Origin of the sequence: Pseudomonas sp. GXZC, assembly GCF_026967615.1 — a bacterium.
In the GTDB taxonomy this organism is placed as follows: Bacteria; Pseudomonadota; Gammaproteobacteria; order Pseudomonadales; family Pseudomonadaceae; genus Aquipseudomonas; species Aquipseudomonas azotoformans_A.
In genome coordinates, this window is the sequence record NZ_CP114115.1 from 4,605,502 (window position 1) to 4,632,008 (window position 26,507).

Annotated in this window: 23 protein-coding genes; 17 read left to right on the forward strand and 6 right to left on the reverse strand. The window is 62.7% G+C overall.

The genetic code is table 11. The features are described from left to right. Nucleotides 1-131: 131 nt before the first annotated feature. The gene (gene pbpG, locus OZ428_RS21550; protein ID WP_269131222.1) at nt 132-1,055 is read left to right on the forward strand and encodes a D-alanyl-D-alanine endopeptidase; all 924 of its coding nucleotides are present in this window, start codon (nt 132-134) and stop codon (nt 1,053-1,055) included. A 37-nt stretch (nt 1,056-1,092) separates the two neighbouring features. On the opposite strand, the gene OZ428_RS21555 is transcribed toward pbpG, so the two are convergent. Next, nucleotides 1,093-1,755: a C39 family peptidase gene (locus OZ428_RS21555; RefSeq protein WP_033903273.1), complete on the reverse strand. Its 663-nt coding sequence runs from the start codon at nt 1,753-1,755 to the stop codon at nt 1,093-1,095. A gap of 210 nt (nt 1,756-1,965) precedes the next feature. Between OZ428_RS21555 and OZ428_RS21560 the strand changes: the two genes are divergently transcribed. Next, nucleotides 1,966-2,127 carry a hypothetical protein gene (locus OZ428_RS21560; protein WP_269131223.1) on the forward strand — a complete coding sequence of 54 codons (162 nt, stop codon included), beginning with the start codon at nt 1,966-1,968 and terminating at the stop codon, nt 2,125-2,127. Here the strand turns inward: OZ428_RS21560 and OZ428_RS21565 are convergent. Next, nucleotides 2,124-2,534, reverse strand: coding sequence for a PA0061/PA0062 family lipoprotein (locus tag OZ428_RS21565; RefSeq protein WP_016978010.1), 411 nt, complete (start codon nt 2,532-2,534; stop codon nt 2,124-2,126). The two genes, OZ428_RS21560 and OZ428_RS21565, sit on opposite strands and share 4 nt — an antisense overlap. Before the next feature lie 201 nt (nt 2,535-2,735). On the opposite strand from OZ428_RS21565, the gene OZ428_RS21570 reads away from it, so the two are divergent. From OZ428_RS21570 to OZ428_RS21580, 3 genes are read left to right on the forward strand one after another with little or no spacing between them, the layout of a single operon-like run. Next, nucleotides 2,736-5,957, forward strand: coding sequence for an efflux RND transporter permease subunit (locus OZ428_RS21570; RefSeq protein ID WP_269131224.1), 3,222 nt, complete (start codon nt 2,736-2,738; stop codon nt 5,955-5,957). Next, on the forward strand, nt 5,947-7,113 hold the full coding sequence (locus OZ428_RS21575; RefSeq protein ID WP_269131225.1) for an efflux RND transporter periplasmic adaptor subunit: 1,167 nt from the start codon (nt 5,947-5,949) through the stop codon (nt 7,111-7,113). The genes OZ428_RS21570 and OZ428_RS21575 overlap by 11 nt, the downstream gene beginning before the upstream one ends. Next, the gene (locus OZ428_RS21580; RefSeq protein ID WP_269131226.1) at nt 7,097-8,575 is read left to right on the forward strand and encodes an efflux transporter outer membrane subunit; all 1,479 of its coding nucleotides are present in this window, start codon (nt 7,097-7,099) and stop codon (nt 8,573-8,575) included. Before OZ428_RS21575 ends, OZ428_RS21580 begins: the two co-directional genes overlap by 17 nt. Here OZ428_RS21580 and OZ428_RS21585 read toward each other — a convergent pair. The 4 genes from OZ428_RS21585 to OZ428_RS21600 all read right to left on the reverse strand — a co-directional run bounded on the left by OZ428_RS21585 (nt 8,478) and on the right by OZ428_RS21600 (nt 12,540). Continuing rightward, nucleotides 8,478-9,317 (reverse strand): TIGR03915 family putative DNA repair protein, encoded by an 840-nt coding sequence (locus tag OZ428_RS21585; RefSeq protein WP_269131227.1) that lies wholly within the window; start codon nt 9,315-9,317, stop codon nt 8,478-8,480. The genes OZ428_RS21580 and OZ428_RS21585 overlap by 98 nt on opposite strands. Continuing rightward, nucleotides 9,314-10,534: a putative DNA modification/repair radical SAM protein gene (locus tag OZ428_RS21590; RefSeq protein WP_038847671.1), complete on the reverse strand. Its 1,221-nt coding sequence runs from the start codon at nt 10,532-10,534 to the stop codon at nt 9,314-9,316. Before OZ428_RS21590 ends, OZ428_RS21585 begins: the two co-directional genes overlap by 4 nt. A 66-nt stretch (nt 10,535-10,600) precedes the next feature. After that, a complete protein-coding gene (locus tag OZ428_RS21595; RefSeq protein WP_016974872.1) occupies nt 10,601-11,938 on the reverse strand; it encodes a lysine N(6)-hydroxylase/L-ornithine N(5)-oxygenase family protein in 1,338 nt (445 codons plus the stop codon). Between the two features lie 119 nt (nt 11,939-12,057). Beyond that, on the reverse strand, nt 12,058-12,540 hold the full coding sequence (locus tag OZ428_RS21600) for a sigma-70 family RNA polymerase sigma factor (protein WP_033903279.1): 483 nt from the start codon (nt 12,538-12,540) through the stop codon (nt 12,058-12,060). A 255-nt stretch (nt 12,541-12,795) separates the two neighbouring features. On the opposite strand from OZ428_RS21600, the gene OZ428_RS21605 reads away from it, so the two are divergent. The 12 genes from OZ428_RS21605 to OZ428_RS21660 all read left to right on the forward strand — a co-directional run bounded on the left by OZ428_RS21605 (nt 12,796) and on the right by OZ428_RS21660 (nt 26,414). Continuing rightward, nucleotides 12,796-13,965 (forward strand): efflux RND transporter periplasmic adaptor subunit, encoded by a 1,170-nt coding sequence (locus tag OZ428_RS21605; RefSeq protein WP_269131228.1) that lies wholly within the window; start codon nt 12,796-12,798, stop codon nt 13,963-13,965. Nucleotide 13,966: 1 nt separating this feature from the next. Next, entirely contained in the window at nt 13,967-15,937 is a 1,971-nt protein-coding gene (locus OZ428_RS21610; RefSeq protein WP_269131229.1) for a MacB family efflux pump subunit, read from the forward strand. Further along, a complete protein-coding gene (locus tag OZ428_RS21615; RefSeq protein WP_177110582.1) occupies nt 15,930-17,333 on the forward strand; it encodes an efflux transporter outer membrane subunit in 1,404 nt (467 codons plus the stop codon). The genes OZ428_RS21610 and OZ428_RS21615 overlap by 8 nt, the downstream gene beginning before the upstream one ends. A gap of 104 nt (nt 17,334-17,437) precedes the next feature. Beyond that, nucleotides 17,438-18,181, forward strand: a complete 744-nt coding sequence (locus OZ428_RS21620; RefSeq protein ID WP_269131230.1) for an alpha/beta fold hydrolase — start codon at nt 17,438-17,440, stop codon at nt 18,179-18,181. A 107-nt stretch (nt 18,182-18,288) separates the two neighbouring features. Next, nucleotides 18,289-19,059, forward strand: a complete 771-nt coding sequence (locus OZ428_RS21625; RefSeq protein WP_269131231.1) for a FadR/GntR family transcriptional regulator — start codon at nt 18,289-18,291, stop codon at nt 19,057-19,059. Nucleotides 19,060-19,154: 95 nt separating this feature from the next. Then, on the forward strand, nt 19,155-20,357 hold the full coding sequence (locus OZ428_RS21630; RefSeq protein WP_033903285.1) for an ABC transporter substrate-binding protein: 1,203 nt from the start codon (nt 19,155-19,157) through the stop codon (nt 20,355-20,357). A 58-nt stretch (nt 20,358-20,415) separates the two neighbouring features. Beyond that, nucleotides 20,416-21,276, forward strand: a complete 861-nt coding sequence (locus OZ428_RS21635; protein ID WP_016974865.1) for a branched-chain amino acid ABC transporter permease — start codon at nt 20,416-20,418, stop codon at nt 21,274-21,276. A gap of 1 nt (nt 21,277) precedes the next feature. Beyond that, the gene (locus tag OZ428_RS21640; protein WP_269131232.1) at nt 21,278-22,288 is read left to right on the forward strand and encodes a branched-chain amino acid ABC transporter permease; all 1,011 of its coding nucleotides are present in this window, start codon (nt 21,278-21,280) and stop codon (nt 22,286-22,288) included. Beyond that, nucleotides 22,285-23,034, forward strand: coding sequence for an ABC transporter ATP-binding protein (locus OZ428_RS21645; RefSeq protein WP_269131233.1), 750 nt, complete (start codon nt 22,285-22,287; stop codon nt 23,032-23,034). The genes OZ428_RS21640 and OZ428_RS21645 overlap by 4 nt, the downstream gene beginning before the upstream one ends. Then, nucleotides 23,034-23,729, forward strand: coding sequence for an ABC transporter ATP-binding protein (locus tag OZ428_RS21650; RefSeq protein ID WP_028617000.1), 696 nt, complete (start codon nt 23,034-23,036; stop codon nt 23,727-23,729). Before OZ428_RS21645 ends, OZ428_RS21650 begins: the two co-directional genes overlap by 1 nt. 13 nt (nt 23,730-23,742) lie before the next feature. Further along, entirely contained in the window at nt 23,743-25,011 is a 1,269-nt protein-coding gene (locus tag OZ428_RS21655; RefSeq protein WP_269131234.1) for a Zn-dependent hydrolase, read from the forward strand. Continuing rightward, a complete protein-coding gene (locus OZ428_RS21660; protein WP_269131235.1) occupies nt 25,008-26,414 on the forward strand; it encodes an amidase in 1,407 nt (468 codons plus the stop codon). Before OZ428_RS21655 ends, OZ428_RS21660 begins: the two co-directional genes overlap by 4 nt. Nucleotides 26,415-26,507: the final 93 nt, after the last annotated feature.

Below are 26,507 nucleotides of genomic sequence, written 5' to 3' on the forward strand. Positions count from 1 at the left end.
GTTTTTAAGAACTTTCATCGGGTTCTAGAAGAACATTCGACAGTTTCTGATCCATACTCCTAAAATGTAACGGCATTTATCAAAAAACCGTTCACGAACGGTATTTCCTTACTTTTAGCGAGTTCATCCGCGTGAAAATTCGTCTTTCTATTGTCAGCCTATTTTTTGCTTTCACAGGCACCTTCGCGCACGCCGCCGAAACCACCCTGGCCCCGCGTGACACGTCCAAACTGCAAATCGCTTCCGGCAGCGCCATGCTGGTGGACCTGCAGACCAACAAAGTCATCTATTCCAGCAACCCCGACGTGGTGGTACCCATCGCCTCGGTGAGCAAGTTGATGACCGGTCTGATCGTGCTGGAAGCCAAGCAGAACATGGACGAATACATCGACATCAACATCAAGGACACGCCGGAAATGAAAGGCGTGTTCTCCCGCGTGAAAATCGGCAGCGAAATGCCGCGCAAAGAAATGCTGTTGATCGCTTTGATGTCCTCGGAGAACCGCGCCGCGGCCAGCTTGGCCCACCACTACCCAGGCGGCTACCCGGCGTTCATCGCGGCAATGAACGCCAAGGCCAAGGCGCTGGGCATGACCAGTACTCATTATGTAGAACCCACTGGCCTGTCGATCCACAACGTGTCCACCGCCCGCGACCTGAGCAAGCTGCTGGCCGCCGCGCGTCACTACCCGCTGCTGAGCCAATTGAGCACCACCAAGGAAAAGACCGTGTCGTTCCGCAAGCCCAACTACACCCTGGGTTTCTCCAACACTGACCACCTGATCAACCGCGCCAACTGGGATATCAAGCTGACCAAGACCGGTTTCACCAACCAGGCCGGCCACTGTCTGGTGCTGGTGACCAGCATGGGCAACCGTCCGGTGTCGTTGGTGATCCTGGATGCCTTCGGCAAATTCACCCACTTTGCCGATGCCAGCCGTATCCGCAATTGGGTCGAGACCGGCAAGAGCGGTTCGGTGCCGGATGTGGCGCTGCGCTACAAGGCCGACAAGAACCTGAAGAATCGCCCCAACGCTGCTGAAGCCCGTCGCTAAGCGACATAAAAAACGGCGCTTTGATAGCGCCGTTTGTTTATTTGCGTTCCGCCAACACCTTCAGCGCCTGCGCCGCCGCCCGCTCCTGCCCGGCCTGGGCCGTCGCATTCGCCGAGTCCCGCCACCGTTGTGCATCTACATTCGCCGGCAACTGGCTCGGGCGCTGGGTGAGGATTGCCCAACTGCCGGCGCTTTTCCATTTGGACTCAAAGTCGCTGAAGCTCATCAGCAAGCGTCGATCCATCCCCGAGCGCAACAACACCGTGCTTTTCTGCTGGTTGAACCCCACCACGACCACGTAGTGCGCATCCGACCACAGCCCGCCGCCAATCCGCGCCATCACCGGATAACCCGCCGCCACCTGGGCCAGCACTGCCGTCAGCTTGGCCTCCAGCGGATACACCATCAGCCCGTACTCGCGCGCCAGCACCTGCATGTTGCGCTCAAGGTCGGCTTCGCCGCCCGGCAGATGCAACGGTTTATCCAACAGCCCCGGTGTCATGACAATGCCTTGTTGCGACAGCATGCTGGCTAAAGACGTAGGACCGCTTTGGTAAGCCTCGCTGCGAAAGGTCGGCACGCCATTGAGTTCGACGCGCTCCGGCAGGCCGGCCAGTCTCGACGGAGTGGAGGAGCACGCCGCAAGGCCCAAGGCACACGCGAGGAACAAGGATGTTTTCAGGTTCGACCGTAACCGCAATTTTCTACTCTCTTGATCAACTGCCGGTAAGGGCCCTGATCATAGGACGCTCTGCCACGCGGGTATAGCCCGCAGGCTTAGTAAAGGACGCGGATAGAGCAAAGAAGTTGGACAGACACGACCATTGGTCAATAGCAGGCAACCGCCAGGTAGCTAGACTGTCCATTGAGAAGACTGTGTGTGCCCCCTGCGGGGCGAAAGGAGGCCCGAATGAGCCTTGCAACAACGATTATCCTGTTGATCTGCGGTTGGCTGGCGGTAGCCGGCGCCATGTTGTGGGGGGTGTTGCGCATCACCCGTCGGCACCATCACCCCCACGTCAAACCCGCTGCATCCGCCAAGCCCCATAAGGTGGCGGTACATCACGCCTAGCCCGGCATGCAATTGAAGTCCTGAGTCGCCGCGACTTCCTTGCCGTGACCATCCATCAAGGATGCGCGCACGGTGGTGCCCAGGCTCGACTCCACCAGGGTGTAGTGCTCACCTGCCTTGAAATCCTTGTACTCGACCCGGCCCTGGCAGTCCTGCTGGTTGTCGTCGCCGGGCTCTTCTTCGAACAGCGTCACATCCAGGCGATGGTCTCCAGGCGTCACTTCAAAGAAACGTCCGTCATCCACGCGCTTGCCGTCAACGCGTTCGGCCATCAGGTCGTTGGGGGCCTCTTCTTTCAGACCGATCCACGCTTCGCTCGGATCGGCCTTGGGGATCGGGCCGGCGCACGCCGACAACAACAGCACAGCACCGAGGGCGGGAATCAATAACAGAGGTTTGAGTGACATGGCAGGGCTCCAACAAATAGGGACGATGTGTCCGATGGGCTACAAGCTTGAGGAGCCACCCTTTGTAGAACAAATGAATACATATGAAACGATCTTCAGGCCCTTCCTAAATGTTCCTTCACCTGGCTGAAAGGTGCGTGTTAGGTGGGTCGGGCAAGACTGCCGGGGTTTGCAATCCTGCTCCCTCCGGAGGTTTCACGCATGCTCGGGCTGGTAAAGACCGCACTGCAAAAGCCGTACACGTTTATCGTGTTGGCCATATTCATCTGCATCATCGGGCCGATGGCGGCCCTGCGCACCCCCACTGACGTTTTCCCGGACATCGGCATCCCCGTGGTTGCCGTGGTCTGGCAGTACAACGGCCTGTCGCCGGACGCCATGGCCGGTCGGGTGATCTACACCTATGAACGCTCCCTGAGCACCACCGTCAACGACATCGAGCATATCGAATCGCAATCCCTGCCCGGCATGGGCATCGTCAAGATCTTCTTCCAACCCGGCGTGGATATCCGCACCGCCAACGCCCAGGTGACAGCGGTGTCACAAACCGTGCTCAAGCAGATGCCGCCGGGCATCACGCCGCCGCTGATCCTCAACTACAGCGCCTCCACGGTGCCGATTTTGCAGATGGCGTTCTCCAGCCCCAGCCTCTCGGAAGCCAAGATCCGCGACCTGGTGCAGAACAACATCCGCCTGCCCCTGAGCGCCCTGCCCGGCTTGGCCATGCCGACGCCCATGGGCGGCAAGCAGCGCCAGATCACGCTGGACCTCGACCCACAGGCGCTGGCCGCCAAAGGCTTGTCGGCCCAGGACGTGGGCAACGCCTTGGCCCTGCAGAACCAGATCATCCCGGTGGGCACCGCCAAACTCGGCCCCAACGAATACACGATCCTGCTCAACAACAGCCCCAAGGCCATCGATGAGCTGAATGACCTGCCGATCAAGACCGTCGACGGAGCCTTGATCACCATCGGCCAAGTCGCCCACGTGCGCGACGGCTCGCCGCCGCAGACCAATATCGTGCGCGTCGACGGCCACCGTGCGGTCCTCATGCCAGCGCTGAAAAACGGCAGCATCTCCACCCTGTCGATCATCGACGGCATCCGCCAGATGCTGCCGCGCATCAACGAGACCCTGCCGCCGTCGCTGAAGACCTCGCTGCTGGGTGATGCCTCGGTGTTCGTCAAACAGTCGGTGGGCAGCGTGGCCCAGGAAGGCATCATTGCCGCGCTGCTGACCAGTGCGATGATCCTGCTGTTCCTCGGCAGTTGGCGTTCCACGATCATTATTGCCGCCTCGATTCCCCTGGCGGTGCTGTCGGCGATTGCACTGCTGGCGGTCAGCGGGCAAACCCTCAACGTGATGACCCTCGGCGGACTGGCGTTGGCGGTGGGGATCCTGGTGGACGACGCCACGGTGACCATCGAAAACATCAACTGGCACCTGGAACAAGGCAAGGCGGTAAAGACCGCGATTCTCGACGGCGCCGCACAGATCGTCGGCCCGGCGTTCGTCTCGCTGCTGTGTATCTGCATCGTGTTCGTGCCGATGTTTTTGCTGCAAGGCATCGCCGGTTACCTGTTCCGGCCGATGGCCCTGGCGGTGATCTTTGCCATGGCCAGTTCGTTCATTCTTTCGCGTACGCTGGTGCCGACCCTGGCGATGTTCCTGCTCAAGCCGCACACGCCGGAGCCAGGCGCCGGGCATCATCCGGAAGATGCATTCATCAACCACCACGAGGGCGAGCAGCACAAGAAACCGCGCAATCGCGTGCTGCAATCGGTGCTGAATTTCCAGCAGGGCTTTGAACGGCACTTCTCGAACATACGCGACACCTACCATGGTCTGCTGACCTTGGCCTTGGGTAATCGCAAGGGCTTTATCGTCGGTTTCCTGGCTTGCGTGCTGGCGTCGTTCCTGTTGCTGCCGAGCCTCGGCCAGGATTTCTTCCCGGCCACCGACGCGGGTGCATTGGCCCTGCACGTGCGCCTGCCACTGGGCACGCGCATCGAAGAAAGCGCCGCCGCCTTCGACCGTATCGAAGCGCGGATTCGCGAGGTGATTCCCGCCGAAGAACTCGACACCATCGTCGACAACATCGGCATCCCGCTCAGCGGTATCGATATGGCCTACAGCAGCAGCGGCACCATCGGCCCGCAGGACGGCGACATCCAGGTCACCCTGAAAAAAGACCACGCGCCCACCGCCGATTACGTGAAGAAACTGCGCGAAACCCTGCCGGAAAGTTTCCCCGGTAGCCACTTCGCATTCCTGCCAGCCGACATCAGCAGCCAGATCCTCAACTTCGGCGCCCCGGCCCCGCTGGACGTAAAAATCTCCGGGCGCAGCGATGAAGAAAACCGTGCGTATGCGGTGGAACTGGAGCGGCGCCTGCAGCACGTACCCGGCATCGCTGACCTGCGCATCCAGCAGTCCACCGGCTACCCGTCCTTGCAGGTCAACGTCGACCGCCTGCGCGCCAACGGCCTGGGCATTACCGAACGTGACGTGACCAACAGCATGGTCGCCTCCCTCGCCGGCAGTTCCCAAGTGGCACCGACCTTCTGGCTCAACCCGGCCAACGGCGTGTCCTATTCCATCGTCGCCGCCACCCCGCAATATCGCCTCGACAGCCTGCCTTCGCTGGAAGCGCTGCCGGTGACCGGCGCCGACGGCCAGTCGCAGATCCTTGGCGGCGTGGCCACCATCTCCCGGGTGCAAAGCCCGGCAGTGGTGACCCATTACAACATCGAACCGACCCTGGACCTGTACGCCAACGTGCAAGGTCGCGACCTCGGCGGCGTGGCCCGTGATGTGCAGAAAGTGCTGGATGACACGGCGTCCATGCGCCCCAAAGGCGCGGTGATCAGCCTGCACGGGCAGATCGATGCGTTGCACGAAGCCTTCAGCGGCTTGAGCTTTGGCTTGCTTGGCGCGGTGGTGCTGATCTACCTGCTGATCGTGGTCAACTTCCAGTCGTGGGTCGATCCGTTCGTAATCATCACCGCCTTGCCTGCGGCGCTGGCAGGGATCGTGTGGATGCTGTTCCTCAGCGGCACCTCGTTGTCGGTGCCCGCCTTGACCGGCGCGATCCTGTGCATGGGCGTGGCCACCGCCAACTCGATCCTGGTGGTGAGCTTCTGCCGTGAACGCCTGGCCGAACATGGCGATGCGCTCAAGGCCGCGCTGGAAGCCGGTTACACGCGCTTTCGCCCGGTGTGCATGACCGCCCTGGCGATGATCATCGGCATGTTGCCCCTGGCGATTTCCGAGGAGCAAAACGCCCCGCTCGGCCGCGCGGTGATCGGCGGCCTGATCCTCGCCACCACCGCCACTCTGTTATTTGTCCCCGTGGTCTTCAGCCTGGTCCACGGCCGTCACCCTACTCGCGCTACTGCTGGAGAAACGTCTCATGTCGTCTGATCACAAACCCTCGCGCAAGCGTCTGATGCTCATGGGTGTCGGCGGCCTGACCCTGGCCGCCCTGTTGGTCGCCAACGGCCTGCACGCCCGCACGCTGCACGAACAATCGGTCACCGCCTGGACCGAAACCGCCGCCGTCCCGCAGGTGATGGTGTTCCAACCGCAGCAGAATGCCGCCGGCGACACCCTGCGCTTGCCGGCGCACCTGGAAGCCTGGAGCAAGGCGCCGATTCACGCCCGCGTCAGCGGCTACTTGAAAGACTGGAAAGCCGACATCGGCACCCAGGTCAAAGCCGGGCAAATCCTTGCCGAGATCGACAGCCCCGACCTGGACCAGCAACTGGCGCAAACCCATGCACGGCTGATACAGGAACAGGCCAACGCACGCCTGGCCGAAACCACCGCGACGCGCTGGCAAAACCTGCTCGCCAGCCATTCGGTATCGCGTCAGGAGGCCGATGAAAAAACCTCCAACGCCGCCGCCGCAAAAGCCAACGCCGAAGCCGCCGCTGCCGACTATGCGCGGCTGTCCGCATTGGAAAGCTACAAGACGATCCGCGCGCCGTTCGCCGGCACCATCACCGCACGCAACACCGATATCGGCCAATTGATCAAGGCCGACACCGACAGCGATCCCGAGCTGTTCAACATCGCCGATACCCATCAATTGCGCCTGTATGTGCCCGTGCCGCAGAACTACGCGGCAGTCATCCACCCCGGCCTTGAAGCCGAGCTGACCGTACCCGAACACCCCGGAGAACACTTCAAGGCGCACCTGATCGGTGATTCCACCGCCATCGACCGCCGTTCCGGCACCCTGCTTGCGCAGTTCGTGGCCGACAACCCTAATGGCGAATTGCTCCCCGGTGACTACGCCGAAGCCACCCTGCCGATTCCGGCGGATACCCATGGCGTAAGCATCCCGGCCAGCGCGCTGATCTTCCGGGCCCAAGGCACCCAAGTGGCGGTATTGGACGCGCAGAATCACGTGCACCTGCAGGACATTCACATCGGCCTGGACCTGGGCGAGCGCCTGGTCATCGACCAAGGCCTGAAACCCGCCGACCGCGTGGTCGACAACCCGCCGGACGCCCTGCGTGAAGGCGACCCAGTGCAACTGGCCGCCGCCGGAGGTGCGCATGCGCCTAAGGCTTAAACCCCTGGCAGCGCTGATGCTGCTGGCGTTGCAGGGCTGCTCGATGGCGCCAACCTACAAGGTACCTAACGTTGACCTACCGACCGATTACCGCGAACAAACCAGCGAGGGTCCCTGGCACAGCGCGCAACCGTCCGATCAATTGGCCCCCGAATGGTGGACGCTCTACCAGGATTCGCGCCTGAACGACCTGCAACAGCAACTGCTCAAGGCCAACCCCGACTTGGCGGCGGCACTCGCGCACTTCGATGCGTCCCAGGCCTATGCCAGCCAATTGCATGCAGGGTTGTTCCCGCAGATCACCGCCAGCGCGCAGCCATTGCGCCAGCGGCAATCGGACTCGCGGCCGCTGCGAGGGGATACGCAGCCATCGGTGTACAACAGCAACACCGCAGGGTTTTCACTGAGCTACGACCTGGACCTGTGGGGCAAAATCCGCAACCAGGTGGCGGCCGGTGATGCCCAGGCACAGGCGTCCGGCGATGATTTGGCGGTGGCGCGCTTGAGCCTGCAACATCAGTTGGCGACCTTGTACGTGCAGCTCAACGGGCTGGATGCCCAGGCGCGGATTCTCAGCGCTTCGCTGGATGATTTCAGCCAGGCATTGCAACTGACTCGCAGCCGATATGAGGGCCAGATTGCGTCGGAGCTCGACCTGACGCGCGCGCAGAATCAGTTGGCCGAAGCCAAGGCGCAATGGGATGAAGTACAGGGCCAACGCAACCTCACCGAACATGCGATAGGCGAATTGGTGGGCGTGGCCGCCAGTAATTTCAGTTTGTCGCCAAGCGAGAGGTTGATCGCGCTGCCGGGGATTCCTTCGCAGCTACCGAGCCACCTGCTGCAACGTCGGCCGGATATCGCGGCGGCGGAACGCCGGGTGTTTGCAGCCAATGCCAATATCGGCGTAGCCAAGGCCGCGTGGTACCCGGACTTCAGCCTGACCGGGCTGATCGGTGGGCAGACGCAAGGCGTCGGTAACCTGCTGTCGGCGGGCAATCGCTATTGGGCGCTGGGCCCACTGGTGAACTTGCCGATCTTTGATGGCGGCCGCTTGAGCGCCAATGAACGCCAAGCCAAAGCCGAGTTTGAAGAAGCCTCGGCGCAATACCGCAGCCATGTCTTGAAAGCGGTGCGCGAAGTCGAGGACAACCTGGCGCAGCTACGAGACCTGCAACAGGAAGCCCAGGATGAGCAGGCGGCGGCGGATGCGGCGCAACACACACAAACGCTGGCGATGAACAGCTACGAGGCCGGCGCGGTAAGCTACCTGGACGTGGTCACCGCACAGACGGCAGCCCTGCAGGCACAACGCACGTTGCAGGAAGTACAGACCCGTCAGTTGCAGGCAAGCGTGGGGTTGGTCACCGCGCTCGGTGGGGGTTGGCAATCTGGCGACCCGGCTTTGCCCCAATCAATTTTGCCTGCCCGTCCTTCTGCTTCCCCGTCCGCGCCTCGGTGATCAAACCCGGAATCAACTTGCCCTCGGGCAGGTTTTTCCAGAACCGGCTCGGCAGATGCCCCTCCATCACCTTGGGGTTCAAGCGTGCCGGGTTGAAGATGTGGCTGTAATAGGTCAGCCACATCGCACTGTGGGGGTCCTCGACATTCTGTGCCAGCTGGCGCCAAGCCTCGGGGCACTCGCGCTGATGAACAAGCTGCTCGCCGTCGTAATACACCCCATCCAACGGCGTGGCGATCATCCAGCGATGACGCCCCATCCGTCCTACAAAATGCTGACTGGCGGACTTCAGGATGTCGTGGGCCGGCTCATGCCAGGCCACATATTCCGGCAACGCCAGCCCCGCCCCGGCCGGTAGCGCGACAAACCGCACAAACGCGTGCAAATGATGCGCCTCGCGACTGACCTGCTTGATCCGTCGCTGCAACTCACTGCCCAGCTTGTCCCCCGCCAGCATCGCCGTGCGGTCACCATGACTGACGCGCCACAACACTTCATACAACAGGCTCCAGCGCTGGTCGCCGTGGTAACAGGCGGCCGACTCCAGCAATTCCAGCAGGGCCTTGGGCACCCGCGTCTGGTAAGGCCCCAAGCCTTCGGGAATCGGTTCGTCGGTGGCAAACAGGTCCGCCACCTCAGCCTCGCCCCAGCTCACCTGGCTGGGGTCGACCTGATGACTCAGCAGCCAGCGCGCCTGCTCGCGCCAGGTGCTGAACAGGTTGTTGCACTCCAGGCTGATCATCCCCACAAGCCCATTTGCTGTGGCTGCGGACGGTCGCGCAATTGCTCGCGCAGCAACACGCTGGTGCTGTCGGCCTGTTGCGGATGGTAGTCGCTGGTGATGAAAAACGGCTTGGCCTTGGCCAGCACACACCGCATGCGCGCCAGGTCTTCGAAGCGGATCTTGCGCTCGCGGCGCAGGTCCACCAGGCGCTGGGTAGTGCGCAGGCCAATGCCTGGGATACGCGCGATCAAGGTCGGTTCGGCGCGGTTCAGGTCCAGGGGGAACACCTCACGGTTTTCCAGGGCCCAGGCCAGCTTGGGGTCGATATCCAGGGCCAGGTGGCCGGGGCCTTGGAAAAGCTCGTTGGCGCTGAAGCCATAACTGCGCAGCAAAAAGTCCGCCTGGTACAAGCGGTGCTCGCGCATCAAGGGCGGTGCTGCCAAAGGCACGCTTTTCGGGCTGTTGGGGATGGGGCTGAACGCCGAGTAATACACGCGGCGCAGCTTGAAGTTGCCGTACAACGCCTCGGCACCGTGGAGGATGGTGCTGTCATCGGTGTCATCGGCACCCACGATCAGTTGCGTGCTCTGCCCGGCTGGGGCAAAACGCGGCGCGCGCGGTTCGTTGCGGACCGTCTGCTCGCCGGTGTAGATGGTCTGCATGGCCTGCTTGATCGACACGATCTTTTTTTCCGGCGCCAGGGTCTGCAGGCTGGCCTCGGTAGGCAGTTCGATGTTCACGCTCAGGCGATCGGCATACTTTCCGGCTTCGGCGATCAGCGCCGGATCGGCGTCGGGAATGGTCTTGAGATGGATATAGCCGCGAAAGTCATGCTCTTCGCGCAGCAATTTGGCGACCCGCACCAGTTGCTCCATGGTGTAGTCGGACGAACGGATGATGCCGGAACTGAGAAACAGCCCGCTGACGCAATTGCGCCGGTAGAAATCCAGGGTCAGGGTAACCACCTCCTCCGGGCTGAAACGCGCGCGGGGCACGTCGCTGGAGCGGCGGTTGACGCAGTACTGGCAGTCGTACAGACAGAAGTTCGTGAGCAACACCTTGAGCAACGACACACAACGCCCGTCCGGCGTGTAGCTGTGGCAAATGCCCATGCCATCGGTGGAACCCAGCCCCGCCTTGCCCTCGGAGCTACGCTTGGGCGCACCACTGCTGGCGCACGAAGCATCGTACTTGGCGGCGTCGGCGAGGATGCTGAGTTTTTCGATCAACTGCATGGAGGGTTACCGATACTGGTTTTTTGTACAGTATCAGCCAACCCTCCGGGTCACAAGTGCAGCCTGTCAGCTTGCCGTGGCGAGCAACAGGTCCTGCACCGAGCGCCCCTTGCCGCGCCCACGGTCCAGCGCATACAACGACGCCGCAATCTCATCCGCACGAATCGGCAATACCGACAGCAAAGTATCGCTCAAGCCGTGGCTGGCCTGGCTGAAGCCCTGGATGTAGATACCGGCGTTGCAACGCTCGTCAGTGACGATGCGGTAGTCACGCGCCACCTCGAAGTCACCCAGGTAATCTTCCAGCGGTGCGAGCAAGGCGCGGTGCGTCTGGCGCTCGTAGCCGGTGGCCAGGATCACCGCGTCGTAGTGATTGATGCTGGTGTCGCCGTTGGCGTTGTTGCGCAGCACCAGCTCGATGCCCAGCGGGCCTGGGGTGGCCTTCTCGACCACGGTCATGGTGCGGAACGCCTGGCGCGCGATGCCGGAGACTTTCTGGCGGTAGAAGATGCCGTAGATACGCTCGATCAGGTCCAGGTCCACCACCGAATAGTTGGTGTTCTGGTATTCGGCGACCAAACGCTCACGCTCGGCACCCTCTTGCTGGAACACCAGGTCGGTGAAGGCCGGCGAGAACACTTCGTTGACGAACGGGCTGTCGTCGGCGGGCTTGAGCGCCGAACCGCGCAGGATCATGTCAACCTGCACCGACGGGAAGCTGTCGTTCAAGTCGATGAAGGCTTCTGCCGCGCTCTGGCCACCGCCGATGATAGCGATGCGCATGGCCTTGCCCTCGACACACGGCTGGCTGGCCATGCGCTCCAGGTATTGGGAATGGTGGAACACCCGACTGTCGCCCTTGAGCGCCTTGAATGCTTCAGGAATGCGCGGCGTGCCGCCGGCGCTGACCACCACCGAACGGGTGGTGCGCACATGTTGCTCACCCAGCGCATCGCGGGAAATCACGCGCAGCGCTTCAACCTGCTGCTGGTGCAGGATCGGCTCGATGGCCAGCACTTCCTCGCCATAGCGCGCCTGGGCCTGGAACTGCCCGGCGACCCAGCGCAGGTAGTCGTTGTACTCCATGCGGCACGGGTAGAAGGTGCCCAGGTTGATGAAGTCCACCAGGCGGTCGTGGGCTTTGAGGTAGTTGACGAAGGAATACGGGCTGGTGGGATTGCGCAAGGTCACCAGGTCCTTGAGGAACGAGATCTGCAGTTCGCTCTGGGTCACCAGGGTATTGCCGTGCCAGCGGTAGTCCGCCTGTTTGTCGAGAAACAGCACGTCCAGTTTGCCCTGGGCCTTTTCGCGCTCCTGCAGGGCGATGGCCAGCGCCAGGTTCGAAGGGCCGAAACCGATACCGATCAGGTCGTGAACCGCGGGCGAAGCAATTGCCTGTGTCATTCCAGTGTCCTCTGGATAAGCCCCTTGGCGGTGGGGCGGGAATACCTTCAAGACCTGAACAACAGGCCGTGTGTTGATAGGAAACGAGGACAGTGAAATAAAATTTAACTGATCATTGATCAGTGCGCTTCCCACTCGCGCATCCGCACCCGGCAGTGCTTCATGGCGTTGACGATGTGTTTTTCCACCAGGGCGCGGGAAATGCACAGGCGTTCGGCGATCTGCAGGTGAGTCAGGCCTTCGAGCTTGCGCAGCAGGAAGCTGTCGCGACAGGCCGCCGGTAGCTCCGCCAGAGCGCGTTCGAGCAGCTCCAGGCGCTGGCCGTGGTCGTGACTGGTATGGGGCGAACTGCTGGCGAAGCACTCTTGCGCATCCAGCACGTCCAGGGGCTCGACCTGGCGCAAGGCGTTGCGCCGATGGCCGTCGATCACCAGGTTGAGCGCGGTGCGATACAAAAAGGCACGGGGTTGTTCGATGGGCGTGTCGCTGGAACGCTCCAGCACCCGGACATAAGCGTCATGCACCACATCCTCGGCCACCTGACGGTTGCCCAGCTTGGCGTTGAGGAAACACACCAGCTCGCGATAGTAGTTTTCCAACATGACTCCCGACCGCCGGGTGGCGGCATTAGGTCCTTGGGTGCAAATAAAGACAGCCTTCAGGTGATGGCAGTTTGAGTGCGTGCAATTTATAGTAATTCTCATCTACTTTTAAAGCAGACTTGCATCAACGGACGATTTTTTTCTTCAAAGGAGCTGTAACTGCTTATGTAACTGCCTAAATCCCCGCGCAATTCCCTCGTTTACTTGTCAGCTCCCCGCAACTGCGGTCCGAACTTTCCTGGCTGGAACCAAAGCATGAAACGCCCTCGACCTGCCCGACGCGCCTTGCTTGTTATCGCGTGCCTGATCCCCATTATCGCCGTCGCGGCCTGGCAAGTGCTGCCGCCGGGGCGTGACACCCTCACCACCGTCACCGTCACCCGCGGCAGTATCGAAAACAGTGTGACCGCCCTCGGCACCCTGCAGCCGCGCCGTTATGTGGACGTGGGCGCCCAGGCCTCCGGGCAGATCCGCAAGATCCACGTCGAGGCGGGCGACCAGGTCCAGGAAGGCCAGTTGCTGGTGGAGATCGACCCCTCCACGCAAAAAGCCAAGCTGGATGCCAGCCGCTACGCCATCGAAAACCTCAAGGCCCAGTTGCAGGAGCAAAAGGCCCAGCACGAACTGGCACGCCAGAAGTATCAGCGCCAGCAACGCCTGGCCGCCGGCAACGCCACCCGTGAAGAAGACGTGCAAACCGCCAAGGCCGAGCTGAGCGCCACCCAGGCGCGGGTCGACATGTTCCAGGCGCAGATCCAGCAAGCCCAGGCCAGCCTGCGCAGTGACGAAGCGGAATTGGGCTACACGCGCATCTACGCGCCGATGGCCGGCACCGTGGTGGCGGTAGACGCGCGGGTCGGCCAGACCCTCAACGCCCAGCAGCAGACGCCGTTGATCCTGCGCATCGCCAAGTTGTCGCCGATGACGGTGTGGGCGGAAGTCTCGGAAGCCGATATCGGCCACGTCAAACCGGGCATGACCGCGTATTTCACCACGTTGAGTGGCGGCAACCGGCGCTGGACCAGCACCGTGCGCCAGATCCTGCCGATCCCGCCCAAGCCGTTGAATGAAACCCAGGGCAGCGGCAGCCCCAACAGCACCAGCAAAAGTGGCAGCGGCCGCGTGGTGCTGTACACCGTGCTGCTGGACGTGGACAACAGCGACAACGCGCTGATGGCCGAAATGACCACTCAGGTATTTTTCGTCGCCAGCCAGGTCAAGGACGCCCTCACCGCGCCGGTCGCCGCGTTATCGGGCACGGCCAATGCCAACCGGCAGATCGCCCAGGTCGTGGGCAAGAATGGCCGCATCGAACAACGCCAGGTGCAGGTGGGCATCAGCGACCGCCTGCGCGTCCAGGTGCTCGACGGCTTGAGCGAAGGCGATCAACTGCTGATCGGCCCGGCCGACGGCAACGGGGGTTGAGTTGACCACGCCCCTGATCGAACTCAAGCACATCCGCAAGTCCTACGGCGGCGGTGACAGCCCGCAGGTCGACGTGTTGCGCGGCATCGACCTGTCGATCCATGCGGGGGAATTCGTCGCCATCGTCGGCGCCTCGGGTTCCGGCAAGTCCACGTTGATGAACATCCTTGGCTGCCTTGACCGTCCAAGCACAGGCGACTATCTGTTCGCCGGGGAGAACGTCGCCCACCTGGACAGTGACGAACTGGCCTGGCTGCGCCGCGAAGCCTTCGGCTTCGTGTTCCAGGGCTACCACCTGATCCCTTCCGGCTCGGCCCAGGAAAACGTCGAGATGCCGGCGATCTATGCCGGTATCAGCGCCACCGAGCGCCATGCCCGCGCCCACGCCCTGCTCACCCGCCTGGGCCTGGCGGAGCGCACTGGCAACCGTCCGCACCAGCTTTCCGGTGGCCAGCAACAGCGGGTGTCCATCGCCCGTGCATTGATGAACGGCGGCCATATCATCCTCGCCGACGAACCCACCGGCGCCCTCGACAGCCACAGCGGCGCCGAGGTCATGACCCTGCTCGACGAACTCGCCAGCCAGGGCCACGTGGTGATCCTGATTACCCACGACCGCGAAGTGGCGGCGCGGGCCAATCGCATCATCGAGATCCGCGATGGTTTGATCATCAGCGATTCAGCCGACGGCAGCGACGTTGCACCGGTATTGGCGAACGGCGCCCTGCAAGCCGTGGACCTGCGCCAGCGCCTGGCCGACGGCGCCGAGCACAATGGCGCGTGGAAAGCCGAGCTGGTGGACGCGGTGCAAGCCGCCTGGCGGGTGATGTGGATCAACCGCTTCCGCACCGCGCTGACCCTGCTGGGGATCATTATCGGCGTAGCCTCGGTGGTGGTGATGCTGGCGGTGGGCGAAGGCAGCAAGCGCCAGGTCATGGCGCAAATGGGCGCGTTCGGCTCCAACATCATCTACCTCAGTGGCTCGTCGCCGAACCCACGTACGCCGCTGGGCATTGTCACCCTCGATGACGTCCACGCGCTGGCGGCCCTGCCCCAGGTCCAGCGCATCATGCCGGTCAACGGCAGCGAAGCCGGGGTGCGTTACGGCAACGTGGACTACATGGCCTACGTGGGCGGCAATGACACCAATTTCCCGGAGATTTTCAATTGGCCGGTGGTCGAGGGCAGTTACTTCACGGCCGCCGACGAGCGCGCCGCCGCCACCGTGGCGGTGATCGGCCATCGCGTGCGCGAGAAGCTGTTCAAGGGCGAGGTCAACCCGATCGGCCAGTACATCCTGATTGAAAACGTGCCGTTCCAGGTGATCGGTGTGCTGGCGGAAAAAGGCGCCGCCTCCGGCAACAAGGACAGTGACGACCGCGTTGCCATCCCTTACACCGCCGCCAGCGTGCGCCTGTTCGGCAGCTACAACCCCGAATATGTGGTGATCGCGGCGGCGGATGCGCGCAAGGTCCACGAAGCCGAAGTCGCCATTGATCAGTTGATGCAAAAGTTGCACAACGGCAAGCGCGACTATGAGCTGACCAACAACGCCGCGATGATCCAGGCCGAGGCCCGCACGCAGAACACGCTGTCATTGATGCTCGGTTCGATTGCGGCGATTTCCCTGTTGGTGGGCGGCATCGGCGTGATGAACATCATGTTGATGACCGTGCGCGAACGCACCCGTGAAATCGGCATCCGCATGGCCACCGGCGCACGCCAGCGCGATATCCTGCGCCAGTTCCTCACGGAAGCGGTGATGCTCTCGGTGGTCGGCGGTTTGTGTGGCATCGCCCTCGCCCTGTTGGTCGGCGGCGTGTTGGTACTGGCCAAGGTGGCGGTGCAGTTCTCCCTCTTGGCGGTGTTTGGCGCATTTGGTTGCGCACTCGTCACCGGCGTCGTATTCGGCTTCATGCCGGCCCGTAAAGCTGCCCGGCTCGATCCGGTTAAGGCGTTGACCAGTGAATAAACAGTCCTTCTACCTGCCTGCCTTGTGCGTGTTACTCAGCGCCTGTACCGGCAACCCGCCCGCGCTCGACAGCGGGATTGCAGCGCCTGCCGCCTGGCAATTTGCCGAACGCGACGCTGCCCAAGCCACCAACCAGCAATGGTGGACGCAGTTTGGCAGCCCGCAACTCAACCGTCTGGTCGAACAGGCCCGGCGTGATAGTTTCGACGTGGCCGCCGCCACTGCACGCGTGCGCCAGGCCCAAGCCAGCGCAGTGATTGCCGGCGCGCCGTTGTTGCCGGAAGTGAAGCTCAACCTCACCACCAGCCGCCAGAAGCTGTTGCGTGGCCCGGGTGGACCGGATCTTGACGCAACGCAAAGCGATGACGCCGTCGACAACTTTGGCGCCAACCTCAGCGCCAGCTACGAAGTGGACTTCTGGGGTGGCCGCGCCGCTGCCCGCGACAGCGCCCTGCATAGCCTGCGCGCCAGCGAATTTGACCAGGCCACCGTGGAGCTGACCTTGCTCAGCAGCGTGGCCGACCGCTACGCGCAAACCCTGGCCGCGCAGCAGCGCCAGCAAATCGCCGAGCTGAACCTGGCCAATGCGCGCAACGTGCTCGACCTGGTGCAGACCCGCTATGACGCCGGCTCCGCCACCGCCCTGGAATTGGCCCAGCAAAAAAGCCTGGTGGCCAGCCAGCAACGCCAACTGCCGCTGATCCAGCAACTGGCCGAAGAGTCGCGGATCACGCTGGCCGCCCTCCTCGGCCAACCGGTCCAGACGTTGGATCTGGGCGCAGAGCCGTTCCAGGCACTCACTTGGCCAACGATCGGTGCCGGTATGCCGAGCCAATTGCTCAGCCGCCGTCCTGATATCGCCAAGGCCGAGGCGCAATTGGCGGCCGCACAGGCCGACGTCACCGTGGCCCGCGCGGCCATGCTGCCCGCCATCACCCTCGGCGCGACCCTGGGTTCCGACGCCTACAAGGCCGTGGATGTCCTGCGCAGCCCCTACTACACGCTGACCGCCGGGCTGGTGGCGCCGATCTTCAACAACGGCCGTTTAAGTGCTGAACGCGACAAGGCCCGCGCGCGCCAGGATGAACTGCTGCAAACCTATCGCGGTGCGATCATCAACGGCTTTGCCGACGTGGAAAAATCCCTCAGCAGCATCACGCGTCTCGACCAGCAGCGCGAATGGCAAAGCGAAGAACTGCAACAGGCCCAGACCGCCTTCCAGATCGCTGAAAGCCGCTACCAGGCCGGTGCCGAAGACCTGCTCACAGTACTGGAAACCCAACGCACCCTGTACGCGGCCCAGGACCAGAATGTGCAACTGCGGCTGTCGCGCCTGCAGGCCAGCATCGCGTTGTACAAGGCATTGGGCGGCGGCTGGCAGACACAGATCCGATAAACAAAACTCCGCTTTCGTACATCAGCTGTCTTCTCGCCCTACATTCTTCGACCAAAGGTCCTTGGTAAAAAAACCGCTCTCACACGGTTGCCCAGGACCTCTTGATGACTGTCGCAAAATACCTGACGTGCGCCTGTCTCTGGGTGACTGCAAGCGCTGCCCAAGAACTGATTCCCCCCACCGCCATTGATTGGCTGCTGGATTGCCCACTGCCCAGCGTTGAACGCCTGGACCCTGAAGTGCTGCAACGCACCCAATGCGGGGTCGTGAGCGTGCCGCGCAATTACGCCGCGCCTCGGCAAGGCAATCTGCGTCTCTACCTGACCCGCGTCGGCGCCCGTGACCCGCTGAACCGCGAAGGCGTGGTGTTCGCCCAAGCTGGCGATGCCCCCAAAAGGAACCAGGGCGGCACCTTTGTCATTCACCTGACCAGCCTCTGGGGCTCCTACTCCAACCCGGCGTATCGCACGCTGGTCAACCGCTACGACGTCATCGAACTCAGCCCCCGCGACCTCGGCAACGACAATGGCGTCGAACAGGCCGCCCAGGACCTGGAGTTTGTCCGCACCCAACTGGGCGACGCCCAACTGCTCTACCTGGGCAATGCCGATGCAGCCCGCCTGGGCAACCGGTACGCGGCGCTGTTTCCCGAACGGGTGGCGCGCATGGTGCTGGTCAATGCGCAGCCGTCTGAATCGGCAGCGCCTCAGGTCGAACAATTACGCTTGAAAGAAACGGCCAAACAGGATGCCAGCAGCTGTATCAACCGCTGGGTGGGCGACTTCCTGGTCTTCGGCAAGCAGCCTCCGCCATCCACACGCTGCCTGGATTCGGGCAAGGGTGAGTAACCATCCGATTGCGACCTGTTGCCATCGAAAACGACACCCGCCGTTGACGCTGCATCCCGATCGTTATTAAGTGCTATTAATCCGCATTAATACGATAAATCGAACTTATGCTAAGCCGCCCGCTACGACGCAAACGCCAGAAGCTGTCCGATGTGATTGTCGAGTCGGTCAAGCGCTCCATCGTCACCGACGCCTTGAAGCCTGGCGACCGCCTGCCCACCGAACGCGAGCTGATGGAAAGCTTCCAGTGCTCCAAAGGTTCGGCCCGCGAAGCGCTCAAGGCGCTGGAAGTGGAAGGCCTGGTGAGCACTCGCACCGGGCCCAGCGGCGGCGCCTACCTGAACCAGGCCGGCACCGAACCGGCCAGCCGCGCGTTGCGCAACTACCTGCACTTCCAGCATCTGGACGGCGAACAGGTGTACCAACTGCGCAAAGTCATCGAAGTGGAGCTCGCGGTATCGGTGCTCGGACGCTTGAGCGAAGAGGACTACCAGGCCCTGCAAGACAACGTGGATTTTTGCAGCGCCCCCGAAGACAGTGAAGCCGGCCAGCGTGAACAGCGCCTGGCGGAACTTGAGTTCCATAACCTGCTGGCCAAGGCCTGTCCCAACCCGTTGCTGAGTTTCATGGCGCAGTTCCTCAACGATCTGCTGCGCGACCTGGTGGTGCTGAAAAAAGCCTACAAGCCCAAGCGCAAGCAGTTCGACGCCGCCAACCTCGACTATCACAAGCAGTTGCTGATCGCCTTTCATGCCGGGGATGAAAGAGCGGTGCGCAGCTTGATGCATGAACACATGTGCGATGCCGAACACCACATGACCGCCCTTGAAGGCCAGGTCAGCCCGCACTTTTTGCTGGAGTTCGATCACACCCACTGACAGCCCCCCCTCCAATAACAGGCCTGCCCACAGGCCCTTGCTCCACCGTATCGCCATTGCCACTCCTGCCAATAACTAAACCAGGGAGTCACCCCATGCAGCGTCGTACGTTGTTGAAAGCCAGTCTTACCGCAGCCGCCGCCCTCAGCCTCCCGCTGAGCATCCGGTCTGCATTCGCCGCCGAGCCTTTTACCTTTTACGGCCTCAAGTCCATGTCTGGCGCTTTTGCCAGCTATGGCAAGTTTGCCGACATGGGTTCGCGCCTGGCGGTGGAACAACACCCCGAGCTACTCGGCCGCCCACTGAACTACAAGGTGATCGACACCGAGGGCAATGCCGGCAAGGCCGTGCGCAAGGTGCAGGAAGCCATCCAGCAGGATGGCGCGCGGTTCTTCCAGGGCTGCACCCTGTCGTCCTCGGCACTGGCGGTGGCCAAGGAAGTGGACAAGGTCGGCGGTGTGTTCATGACCCCGGTGGGCGCCGATGAAGTCACCGGCAAGGACTGCAACAAGGCAACCTTCCGCTGGTCGGTGCCCACCTACGGCGCGATCCGCGAAACCATGGTGCCGCTGATCAAGCTGCTGCCGGACGCCAAGCGTTGGTACACCATCACCCCGCAATACGTGTTCGGCGAAGCGCTGCTCGAAGGTGCGAAGAATGTGCTCAAGGAAAACGGCCTGGAACACATCGGCAACAGCTACCACTCGTTGCAGGAGCAGGAATTCTCCGGCTACCTGACCAACGCCATCGCCGCCAAACCCGATGTGCTGGTGCTGCTCAACTTCGGCAGCCAGTCGTCCAACACCCTGCGCCAGGCGGTGAACTTCGGTATCAAGGAACGTATGAAGGTGCTGCTGGTGTGGTCCGCCGGCCTCGACCAGTTCCAGGAACTGGGCAGCGACGTGCTGGAAGGCGTGTATCTCGGTGCGCAGTACTGGCACCAGGTCGACACCCCGCTCAACCGTGAACTGGTCAAGCTCACCCAAGCCAAATACGGCATCAACCCTACCTACCCGCTGGCCGCCGATTACATCAGCACCAAGGTCATGCTCGAAGCCATTATTTCTACCGGCAGCTTCGACGGGCCGACCGTGGCCAAGGCCCTGCAGGGCCTGAGCTACGAAGGGCCCACCGGCAAGGAATCGATCCGCGCCGGCGACCACCAGGTGATCAAGGATTACTACCTGCTGATCGGCAAGGCCACCGCCGACATGGCCGACAAGGATGACCTGGCCAAGGTGCTCAGCGCCGGCCAGTCGTTCCCGCCGGTGGAAGCCACGGGCTGCACGCTCGGCTGATCCCCCTGAATTTGGTAGCGCAGGGCCGTGCAAGCGGCCTCCTGCAGAGGGTTCCTGCATGCTTAATCTTTACCTGTTCCAGATCCTCAACGGCCTTGGGCTGGGGATGATCTACTTCCTGATCGCGGTCGGGCTGACGATCATTTTCGGCCTGCTCAACTTCGTCAACTTCGCCCACGGCGCGTTTTTCCTGCTGGGTGCCTACATCTGCTACACCGCCGTGAGCCTCACCGGCAACTTCTGGCTGGCGCTGCTGATTGCGCCGCTGGTGGTGGCCGCGCTGGCCTGGGCCATCGAACGCTTGTTGATCCAGCGCATCTATCACTTACCGCACATGTTCCAGATCCTGGTGACCCTGGGCATCGCGCTGATCATCCAGGAAGCCAGCGTGATGATCTGGGGCCCGGTGGGCAAAAGCGTCGCCGTGCCGGAACTGCTGCGCGGCGTGCTGGTGGTGGGTGACTTCGTCTACCCCTACTACCGCCTGTTTCTCATCGTGTTTTCCGGGCTGGTCGGCCTGGGCCTGTGGCTGCTGCTGGAACGCACGCGCTTCGGCGCCCTGGTGCGGGCCGGCAGTGAAAGCACCGAAACCGTGTCGCTGCTGGGCACCAATATTTTCCGCCTGTTCTCCATGACCTTCGCCCTCGGCGTGGCCCTGGCCGGTGTCGCGGGCGTGCTGTTCGCCCCGTTGCGCGGCGCGCAGCCCTTTGTCGGCCCGGAAATTCTCGGGGTGGCCTTCGTGGTGGTGGTGATCGGCGGCATGGGCTCGTTCAGCGGTGCGCTGGTCGGCGGTTTGCTGGTGGGCGTGGTGCAAAGCCTGATGACCACACTCTGGCCCCAGGGCGCGAGCTTGATGATCTACGGCGCCATGGCCGTGGTGATTCTGGTCCGTCCCTACGGCCTGTTTGGGAGAGCCTGACATGAGCGAGAAAAATCCCCTGCCGTTTGCCAAGACGCAATCGCGCGCGATGTTGCTGTGGGTGTTGGCGGTACTGATCGGACTGCCCTTGATACTGCCGTCGGCGACCCTGGCCACCGAGATCCTGATCTTTGCGATGGCGGCCCTCGCCTGCAACCTGCTGCTGGGCTACACCGGCCTGCTGTCGTTCGGCCAAGGCATCTTCTTCGGGGCCGGCGCCTATTGCGCAGCGTTGCTGATGATCCACCTGCAACTGGGCCTGTTCACGGCGTTGCTCGGCGCTGCCGTGGCCGGTGGCTTCCTGGCGTTGCTGGTGGGTGCCCTGGCGATCCGTCGCACCGGCATCTACTTCGTGATGCTGACCCTGGCGTTCAGCCAGATGGCCTACTTTGTCGCCTACACCCTCAGCGACTGGACCGGTGGCGACAACGGCCTGCTCAGTGTACCGCGCCCAGAGATCCGCATAGGTGAAACCGTGCTGCTGTCACTGGCCGACGCCCGCGCCTTTTACGGCTTTGTCGCGGTGCTGTTCCTGTTGATCTTCATCGGCGCCCGCCGGGTGATCGCCTCGCCATTCGGCAGCACCTTGATGGCGATCCGCGAAAACGAAACCCGCGCCTCGGCCATCGGCTACGACACGCGGCACTTCAAGATCCTGGTGTTTGTGCTGTCCGGCGCCGTTACCGGGATTGCCGGCGCGCTGTACGCCATGCTGCTGCACTTTGTGCCGCTGTCGAATATCGACCTGGCGATGTCCGAGAACATCCTGATCATGACCATTGTCGGCGGCACCGGCTCATTGTTCGGCTCGCTGCTCGGCGCTGGCTCCATCGTGCTGCTCGGGGATTTCTTCTCCGACCTGTGGCCGCGCTGGCTGATGCTGCTGGGGGTGATCCTGATCCTGGTGGTGATCTTCATGCGCGGTGGTTTGTGGGGCGGCCTGGCGTCGCTGTTCGAACAGGTACGCGGCCATCGCAACACGGCCGCTGTCGCCAAGGAGGAAGGGCTATGAGCATCCTTTTGGAAACCAGAGACCTGGAACTGGCCTATGGCGCGTTCCATGCGGTGAACGGCGTGAACCTCAAGGTCGAGGCCGGCACCATCCACACCATCATCGGCCCCAACGGCGCCGGCAAGACCAGCCTGTTCCACTGCCTCACGGGCGAACGCCAGGCCACCGCCGGGGCGATTCATTTCGACGGCAAGAACCTGATGCGCAAGCCCGCCCACGGCCGCGTCGGCCTGGGTATGGCGCGCTCGTTCCAGCTCACCAGCCTGTTCCAGAACCTCAGCGTGCGCGAAAACCTGCGCCTGGCCGCCCAGGGCCGCGACGGCGCACGCGCCTTGAATTTCTGGCGCCGTGTCGACAGCAAGCGCGAACACTTGGAGATGGCCGACCAGGTGCTGGAGCGCCTGCAACTCACCGCCCGCGCCAACACCCTGGCCGGCGAGTTGTCCCACGGCCAGCAGCGCGTGCTGGAGGTGGGCATGTCGATCTGCTCCAAACCGAAACTGTTGATGCTCGACGAACCCACCTCGGGCATGGGCATCGATGACATCCCGATCATGACCCAGTTGATCAGCGACCTCGGTCGCGACCACACGGTGCTGCTGATCGAACACAACATGAGCATCGTCATGTCCATCAGCCAACGCATCACGGTGATGAGCCACGGCCAGATCCTGGTGGAAGGCACGCCGGAATTCGTGCGCGCCGATGAACGCGTGCGCACCGCTTACCTTGGGGAGGCTGCCTGATGCTGATCGTCGAGAACATCCATTCCTACTACGACAAGAGCCACGTGCTGGAAGGCGTGTCGCTGACCGTCAACCCTGGCGAACTGGTGACGCTGCTGGGGCGCAATGGCGCTGGCAAGACCACCACCTTGCGCAGCATCCTCGGCATCATCTGCCCGCGCCAGGGCCAGATCCATTTCAACGGCCAGGCATTGGTGGGCCAGAAGATCTTCGAAATTGCCCGCCAGGGCCTGGCGCTGGTGCCGGAGAACCGTGGGATTTTCCGCCTGCTCACCGTCGAAGAAAACCTGCGCATCGCCGCACGCAAGACCAGTCGCTGGCAGTTGGAAGACGTGTACGCCATGTTCCCGCGCCTCAAGGAACGGCGCAAAAACGCCGGCCACGCGTTGTCCGGTGGTGAGCAACAGATGCTCGCCATCGCCCGCGCCCTGCTCAACGATCCCAAGCTACTGATCCTCGATGAACCCACCGAAGGCCTGGCCCCGGTGATCGTCGACGAGTTGGTGAAGATCCTGCGCAAGGTCAAGGACGACGGCCTGCCGGTGCTGTTGGTGGAACAGAACCTGATGGTCTGCGACAAGCTCGCCGACCGCCATTACGTGCTCGAACAGGGCCGCGTGGTCTACGAGGGCAGCGCCGAAGCCTTCCGCGCCGACCCGACCATCAAAAACCGTTACCTGGCCCTGAGTGCCTGACCGGAGACTGCTGATGAATAGTTTTGCGCAACCGCTCAAGAGCAACGCCCCGCTGATCAACCGTGACCGCCTGTGGCAGTCGCTGATGGACCTGGCCCAACTCGGCGCCACCGTCAAAGGCGGCGTATGTCGCCTGGCCCTCACCGACCTGGATCGCCAGGCCCGCGACCTGTTTGTGCAATGGTGCGAGGCCGCCGGGTGCAGCGTCACGGTCGACGCTATCGGCAATATCTTTGCGCGCCGCGCCGGGCGCAATCCGGCCCTGCCCCCGGTGATGACCGGCAGCCATATCGACACCCAACCCACGGGCGGCAAGTTCGACGGCTGTTATGGGGTGATGGCCGGACTGGAAGTGATCCGCACCCTGAATGATTTGAACATCGAAACCCAAGCGCCGATTGAAGTGGTGGTGTGGACCAACGAAGAAGGCTCGCGTTTTCCGCCGTGCATGATGGGCTCCGGGGTGTTTGCCGGTAAGTTCGATTTGCAGGACACCCTCGACAAAGTCGATGACCAGGGCCTGTCGGTGGGTGCCGAACTGCAACGCATCGGTTACGCCGGTTCCCGCGCCGTGCTCGGCCACCCGGTGGGTGCGTATTTCGAGGCGCATATCGAACAGGGCCCGGTGCTGGAAGACCAGGCCACTACCATCGGCGTGGTCATGGGCTGCCTGGGCCAGAAGTGGTTCAACCTGACCTTCACCGGCGTCGAAGCCCACGCTGGCCCGACGCCGATGCATCTGCGCAAGGACGCCCTGGTCGGCGCTGCCGAGGTAGTCAGCGCGGTCAACCGTATCGCCCACCAACAGCAACCCCACGCCTGTGGCACGGTCGGTTGCCTGAGCCTGCACCCCGGTTCGCGCAACGTGATTCCCGGACAGGTGCACATGACCCTCGACCTGCGTCACCTGCATGCAGACAAACTACACGCCATGGTCGATGAAGTGCGCGGCGTAATCGAAGCCACCGCCGCCAGGCACGGGTTGGCGTATGAACTGACGCCAACCGCCGACTTCCCGCCGCTGGACTTCGCCCCAGCCTGCGTCAACGCAGTACGGGAAAGCGCCGAAGCCTTGGGCTTGAGCCATATGGACATCGTCAGCGGTGCCGGCCACGACGCGATTTTCGTCGCTGAACTGGGACCGGCCGGGATGATCTTTGTGCCGTGCGAAGGCGGCATCAGCCATAACGAAATCGAAAACGCCGCGCCGGATGACCTGGCGGCGGGCTGCGCGGTGTTGCTGCGCGCCATGGTCAATGCGGCACAGGGGGACGTGGCATGAGCGAGATCGGCCAACTGACGGCGGTGCAACTGCTGCAGCATTTTCGTGACAAGACTTTATCGCCGGTGGAAGTCACCGAGGATGCCCTGCTGCGTATCGAACGCTTCAATCCGGTGGTGAACGCCTATTGCCACGTTGACCCGCAAGGCGCGCTGAACGCCGCGCGCGCCTCGGAACAACGCTGGCTCAACGGCCAACCCCGCGGCCCGTTGGACGGTGTGCCGTCTTCGATCAAGGACCTGACGCTGACCATCGGCATGCCGACCCGCAAGGGCTCACGCATCTCATCCGCCGAGGGGCCGTGGGACATCGACGCTCCCTTCCCGGCCTTTATGCGCAAGGCCGGTGCGGTACTGTTGGGCAAAACCACCACCCCGGAATTTGGCTGGAAAGGCGTCACCGACAACCCGTTGTATGGCATCACCCGCAACCCCTGGGACACCCGTACCACGGCAGGCGGTTCGTCCGGCGGCGCGGGCGCGGCGGCGGCGTTGAACCTGGGCGTGCTGCACCAGGGCAGCGATGCGGGCGGTTCCATCCGGATTCCCTGTGCGTTTACTGGCACTTTTGGCATTAAGCCGACCTTCGGTTATGTACCGCAATGGCCAGCCAGTTCCATGACCATCCTGTCGCACCTGGGGCCAATGACCCGTACGGTGGAAGACAGCGTCTTGATGCTGCAAACCATCGCCCAGCCGGACACACGGGATGGCTTGATCGGTGCGCCACGCACCACACCATGGCTGACGCCGGGTACGGATTTGAAAGGGTTGCGCGTGGCCTACAGTCCGAACTTCGGTTATGTAGAGGTCGACCCACAAGTGGCCAAGGTGGTGGCGGAGGCGGTGCGAGGCCTGGAACAACTGGGCGCCCATGTCGAGCAGATCGACCCCGGTTTCAGTGACCCACTGGACGTCTTCAGCACCTTGTGGGCAGCCGGCGCGGCACGCCTGACCGGCGCCATGAGCGAGACACAAAAACAACTGCTCGACCCCGGCCTGCTGCGCATCGCCCAACGCGGCGAACGCTTGAGCCTGGACGACTTCAACGCAGCCCTCGAAGCCCGCGCCGCACTGGTGGCACGCATGGCGGCGTTCCATGAGCACTACGATGTACTGGTGTCACCAATGATGCCGATCACCGCGTTCACTGCCGGGCACGACGTACCACCCGGCTCCGGCTTGCAGGAATGGACACAATGGACGCCATTCACCTACCCCTTCAACCTGACCCAGCAACCGGCAGCCTCGGTGCCGTGCGGGCTGGCAGCGAACGGCTTGCCGGTGGGGCTGCATGTAGTCGGCGCGCGCTTTGCCGATGAGCAGGTGTTGCGGGTGTGCCAGGCGTATGCAAAAGCATTTCCCACAACGCACTTACAAGCCCCAATCACCAGAACACCGTAGTACCTGATGTAGGAAGGGCTTATTGTGGCGAGCGGACTTGTCCCGCTCGCCACAGTTGCAGTGTTCGTCCTTAATGGGAGGGTATCAGGCCAC